4 protein-coding genes are annotated in these 4,969 nt (G+C 73.1%); 3 read left to right on the plus strand and 1 reads right to left on the minus strand.

From position 1 onward, the window contains the following. The first annotated feature begins 132 nt into the window (after positions 1-132). The 3 genes from ilvD to GTW08_RS16180 all read left to right on the plus strand — a co-directional run bounded on the left by ilvD (position 133) and on the right by GTW08_RS16180 (position 4,592). Complete coding sequence (gene ilvD, locus GTW08_RS16170; RefSeq protein WP_073578433.1) at positions 133-1,974, plus strand: dihydroxy-acid dehydratase; 1,842 nt, start codon at positions 133-135, stop codon at positions 1,972-1,974. Positions 1,975-2,044: 70 nt separating this feature from the next. After that, entirely contained in the window at positions 2,045-3,043 is a 999-nt protein-coding gene (locus GTW08_RS16175) for an aldo/keto reductase (RefSeq protein WP_073578434.1), read from the plus strand. A gap of 166 nt (positions 3,044-3,209) precedes the next feature. Continuing rightward, positions 3,210-4,592: an NAD-dependent succinate-semialdehyde dehydrogenase gene (locus tag GTW08_RS16180; protein ID WP_073578435.1), complete on the plus strand. Its 1,383-nt coding sequence runs from the start codon at positions 3,210-3,212 to the stop codon at positions 4,590-4,592. A 20-nt stretch (positions 4,593-4,612) separates the two neighbouring features. Here the strand turns inward: GTW08_RS16180 and GTW08_RS16185 are convergent. Beyond that, positions 4,613-4,969, minus strand: a 357-nt coding sequence (locus GTW08_RS16185) for a hypothetical protein (RefSeq protein WP_202417242.1), incomplete at its 5' end; no start/stop codon positions are given.

Consider the following 4,969-nt stretch of genomic DNA (forward strand, 5'->3'; position numbering starts at 1 on the left):
GCCGGCCGGCGGGACGCGACCCGCCCCGCCGCCGTCGCGCCGCACCCCCCGGGCGGCTCGTGCCCACGCTTCGCGACGCGCCCACCGGGGGCCCTCAGGAACCACCACGGAAGACCCGGCTGGAGAAGACCGATGCCCGCCCTGCGTTCCCGCGTCACCACCCACGGCCGCAACGCCGCCGGAGCGCGTTCGCTCTGGCGCGCGACCGGCATGGGCGACGACGACTTCGGCAAGCCGATCGTCGCGATCGCCAACTCCTACACCCAGTTCGTCCCCGGCCACGTGCACCTCAAGGACATGGGTGACCTCGTCGCGGGCGCGATCAAGGAGGCGGGCGGGGTCGCCAAGGAGTTCAACACGATCGCCGTCGACGACGGCATCGCGATGGGCCACGGCGGGATGCTCTACTCGCTGCCCAGCCGCGAGATCATCGCCGACTCGGTCGAGTACATGGTCAACGGCCACGCAGCCGACGCCCTGGTCTGCATCTCCAACTGCGACAAGATCACCCCGGGCATGCTGAACGCCGCGATGCGGCTCAACATCCCGACCGTGTTCGTCTCCGGCGGGCCGATGGAGGCAGGCAAGGCGGTCGTCGTCGGCGGGGTCGCGCAGGCACCCACCGACCTGATCACCGCGATCTCGGCGTCGGCGTCGTCCGAGGTGGACGACGCGGGGCTCGCCGAGGTCGAGCGTTCGGCCTGCCCGACCTGCGGGTCGTGCTCCGGGATGTTCACCGCGAACTCGATGAACTGCCTCACCGAGGCGCTCGGGCTCTCCCTGCCGGGCAACGGCTCCACCCTGGCCACCCACGCCGCGCGCCGCGAGCTGTTCCTGAACGCCGGGCGCACCGTGATGGACCTGGCCACCCGCTGGTACCGCGACGACGACGCGTCCGCGCTGCCCCGCAACATCGCCACCCGCGAGGCGTTCGAGAACGCGATGGCGCTCGACGTCGCGATGGGCGGTTCCACCAACACGGTGCTGCACATCCTGGCCGCGGCCCAGGAGGGCGAGATCGACTTCGACCTCGCCGCGATCGATGCGGTCTCCCGGCGGGTGCCGTGCCTGAGCAAGGTCGCGCCGAACTCGGACTACCACATGGAGGACGTCCACCGAGCCGGTGGCATCCCCGCGCTGCTGGGCGAGCTGTGGCGGGCCGGGCTGCTCAACACCGGGGTGCACACGGTGCACTCGCCGTCGCTGGAGCAGTGGCTCACCGAGTGGGACATCCGCTCCGGGGCACCGTCGGAGACCGCGGTCGAGCTCTACCACGCCGCGCCGGGCGGGGTCCGGACCACGCAGGCGTTCTCGACGGAGAACCGCTGGTCGAGCCTGGACACCGACGCCGCGGGCGGCTGCATCCGCGACCTGGAGCACGCCTACTCCGCCGACGGCGGCCTGGCCGTGCTGCGCGGCAACCTCTCGATCGACGGCGCCGTGATCAAGACCGCGGGCATCCCGGAGGACATCTGGGAGTTCGAGGGCCCGGCCGTCGTGCTGGAGAGCCAGGAGGACGCCGTCTCGGCGATCCTCAAGAAGGAGATCAAGCCCGGCGACGTGCTGGTCATCCGCTATGAGGGCCCCTCGGGCGGGCCGGGCATGCAGGAGATGCTGCACCCGACGGCGTTCCTCAAGGGCGCCGGGCTGGGCAAGGTCTGCGCCCTGATCACCGACGGCCGCTTCTCCGGCGGCTCGTCGGGCATCTCGGTCGGCCACATCTCCCCCGAGGCGGCCGCCGGCGGCACGATCGGCCTGGTGGAGAACGGCGACCGGATCCGGCTCGACGTCCGCGCCCGGTCGCTGGAGCTGCTGGTCGATGCCGAGACGCTCGCCGACCGGCGCGCCAAGATGGAGTCCTCGGAGCGGCCGTGGCAGCCGGTCGACCGGCAGCGCGTCGTGTCGAAGGCGCTGCGCGCCTACGCCCACCTGGCGACCAGCGCCGACACCGGGGCGGTCCGCCGCATCCCCTGACCCCGGCACGCACGACGGCCCCGGTCCGCTCTCCTGCGGACCGGGGCCGTTCGCGTCTAGGTTGGTTGTCATGGCTACCGGAACCGGCCTCGGAACCCGTCGACTCGGCGATCTCACCGTCTCCGCCCAGGGCCTGGGCTGTATGGGCATGAGCCAGGCCTACGGCGACACCTCCGACCGCGCCGAGTCGATCGCGACCATCCACCGCGCCCTCGACCTGGGCGTCACCCTGCTCGACACCGCGAACGTCTACGGCGACGGCGCCAACGAGGAGCTCGTGGGCGCCGCGATCGCCGACCGCCGCGACCGCGTGGTCCTGGCGACGAAGTTCGGCATCGTGCGCGACGCGCAGGGCAACCAGGGCGCGCAGGGCGACCCGGCCTACGTGCGGCGGTGCGCCGAGGAGTCGCTGCAGCGCCTGGGCGTCGACCACATCGACCTCTACTACCAGCACCGCGTCGACCCGGACACGCCGATCGAGGAGACCGTCGGCGCGCTCGCCGGGCTGATCGAGGAGGGGAAGATCCGCCACTACGGGCTCTCCGAGTGCGGCGCGGACACCGTCCGCCGCGCCCACGCCGTGCACCCGCCCGCCGCGGTGCAGTCGGAGTGGTCGCTGTGGACACGCGACATCGAGGAGTCGGTCGCTCCGACGTGCGCCGAGCTGGGCGTCGGCGTCGTGCCGTTCTCCCCGCTCGGGCGCGGCTTCCTGACCGGCGCGATCACCTCGACCGGGCAGCTCGGCGAGGGCGACATGCGCCGCGGCCTGCCCCGCTTCTCCGACGAGAACATGGCCGCGAACCTGGCCATCGTCGAGGCGCTGACCGCCATCGCGCAGCGCCGCGGGGTCACCGCCGGGCAGCTCGCGCTGGCCTGGGTGCAGAGCCGCGGGGAGCACGTCGTACCGATCCCGGGGACCAAGCGGCGGACCTACCTGGAGCAGAACGTCGAGGCCGCCGCGCTGGAGCTGTCAGCGGACGAGCTGGCCGAGATCGAGGCGGCCGCACCGGCGTCCGCGGTGGCCGGGGAGCGCTACCCGGCGCACCTGCAGCGCAACGTCGGCCGCTGAGCAGCGCTCCCGGCCGCCGTCTCAGCCGGAGGCGGTGGCCGCGGCGCGGCGGTGCCCCGCGGCCGGCGTGGAGTGACGAGGCGGACCCGATGTTTGCCGGACCCCCTGCGACGGACATCCGTCGGGCAGGAGCGCGACCCGCGCCACCCCGCGACGGAAGGACACCATGACTGCCTACGTGACCACGAACCCCGCCACCGGGAAGACCGAGAGGACGTTCCCCGAGCTCGACGACGCGGCGGTCTCCGACGTCCTGGGCCGCGTCACCGACGCCTACCCCGGGTGGCGCGCGACCCCGGCCGCCGACCGGGCACAGATCCTGGTCCGGGTGGCCGAGGCCTACGAGGCCCGCAGCGACGAGCTGGCCGCGTTGATCGCGACCGAGATGGGCAAGCCCGTCAAGGAGGCCGCGGGCGAGGTCGCACTGGCCGCGTCGATCTACCGCTGGTACGCCGAGCACGGCCCGGACCTGCTGACCCGGGAGACCCTGGACCCGCAGGGCGCGCAGGAGTCGGTGGTGCAGACCGAACCGATCGGACCGCTGGTCGGGGTCATGCCGTGGAACTTCCCGTACTACCAGGTGGCGCGGTTCGTTGCGCCGAACCTGGTCGTCGGGAACACGATCGTCCTCAAGCACGCCCCGATCTGTGCCGCCTCGGCCGAGGTGATGGACGAGATCTTCCACACCGCGGGTGTCCCCGACGACGTCTACGTCAACGTCTACGCGACCAACGAGCAGATCGCCGACATGATCGCCGACCCGCGGATCCAGGGGATCTCGCTGACCGGCAGCGAGCGGGCCGGGGCCTCGGTCGCCGAGACGGCGGGGCGCAACCTGAAGAAGGCCGTCCTGGAGCTGGGCGGGTCGGACGCGTTCATCGTCCTCGACGACGCCGACGTCGCCCGCACCGCGAAGGTCGCCGCCCGGGCCCGCCTGATGAACGGCGGTCAGGCCTGCAACTCCCCGAAGCGGATGATCGTGCCGACCGACAAGGTCGAGGAGTTCGTGTCGGTGCTGGTCTCGACGTTCGAGGCCACCGAGCACGGCGACCCGACCGACTCCGGCACCCGGCTCGGCCCGCTGTCCTCGGTCGCGGCGCGCGACGGCGTCGCCGAGCAGGTGCGCCGCGCCGTCGAGCAGGGCGCCACCCTGCACACCGGCGGCGAGGTACCCGACGGCGACGGCGCGTTCCTCCGCCCGGCCGTACTGACCGGCGTCACGAAGGACATGGACGCCTACTCCGAGGAGATCTTCGGACCGGTGGCCGTGGTGTACGGCGTCGACTCGGTCGACGAGGCGGTCACACTGGCCAACGACGTGAGCTACGGGCTCAGCGGGTCGGTGTGGAGCGGTGACATCGAGCGCGCGCAGGAGATCGCCGACCGGCTCGAGGTGGGCATGGCCTACGTCAACGAGCACGGCACGACGCTGCCCGGGCTGCCCTTCGGCGGGGTGAAGCGCTCCGGCTTCGGTCGCGAGCTGGGCCGCTGGGGCATGGGCGAGTTCGTCAACACCCGGCTGCGTCGCACGGCGAAGCCCCGGGGCTGACGCTCCGGTCCTCGCCGGGATCAGCCGCGGCGGGCCTCGGCGAGCAGGGCGCCCAGTTCGTCGAGGGCCGCGGCGGCCACCCGGACCATCGAGGTGACCCGGTCGGGGTCCTGGTGGTCGGCGGCGAACGGCAGGTACTGCACGTGCGCCGCCGCCCGCGCCCACGCCGTCTCCACCGCGACCATGGCGGGCGGGTCCGGCGCGCCGAGCGCGCTGTGCAGGGTCTCCCGGTAGACCGCGGGCACCGGCGCCGACGGCGCGTCGGCCGGACCCCCTGCCGGAGGCGCGGCCAGCACCACGACGTCGAGCGACCCCACCGCGACGCGGGCGTTGCCCCAGTCCAGCAGTACCGCACCAGCCGGACCGGCGACGACGTT

The organism is Pseudonocardia sp. SID8383 (assembly GCF_009864975.1).
Classification (GTDB): domain Bacteria; phylum Actinomycetota; class Actinomycetes; order Mycobacteriales; family Pseudonocardiaceae; genus Pseudonocardia; species Pseudonocardia alni.

Bases quoted from the DNA above. Each gene is read 5' to 3' on its own strand.
- ilvD (WP_073578433.1), top strand. From the start codon at position 133: ATGCCCGCCCTGCGTTCCCGCGTCACCACCCACGGCCGCAACGCCGCC.
- GTW08_RS16175 (WP_073578434.1), top strand. From the start codon at position 2,045: ATGGCTACCGGAACCGGCCTCGGAACCCGTCGACTCGGCGATCTCACC.
- GTW08_RS16180 (WP_073578435.1), top strand. From the start codon at position 3,210: ATGACTGCCTACGTGACCACGAACCCCGCCACCGGGAAGACCGAGAGG.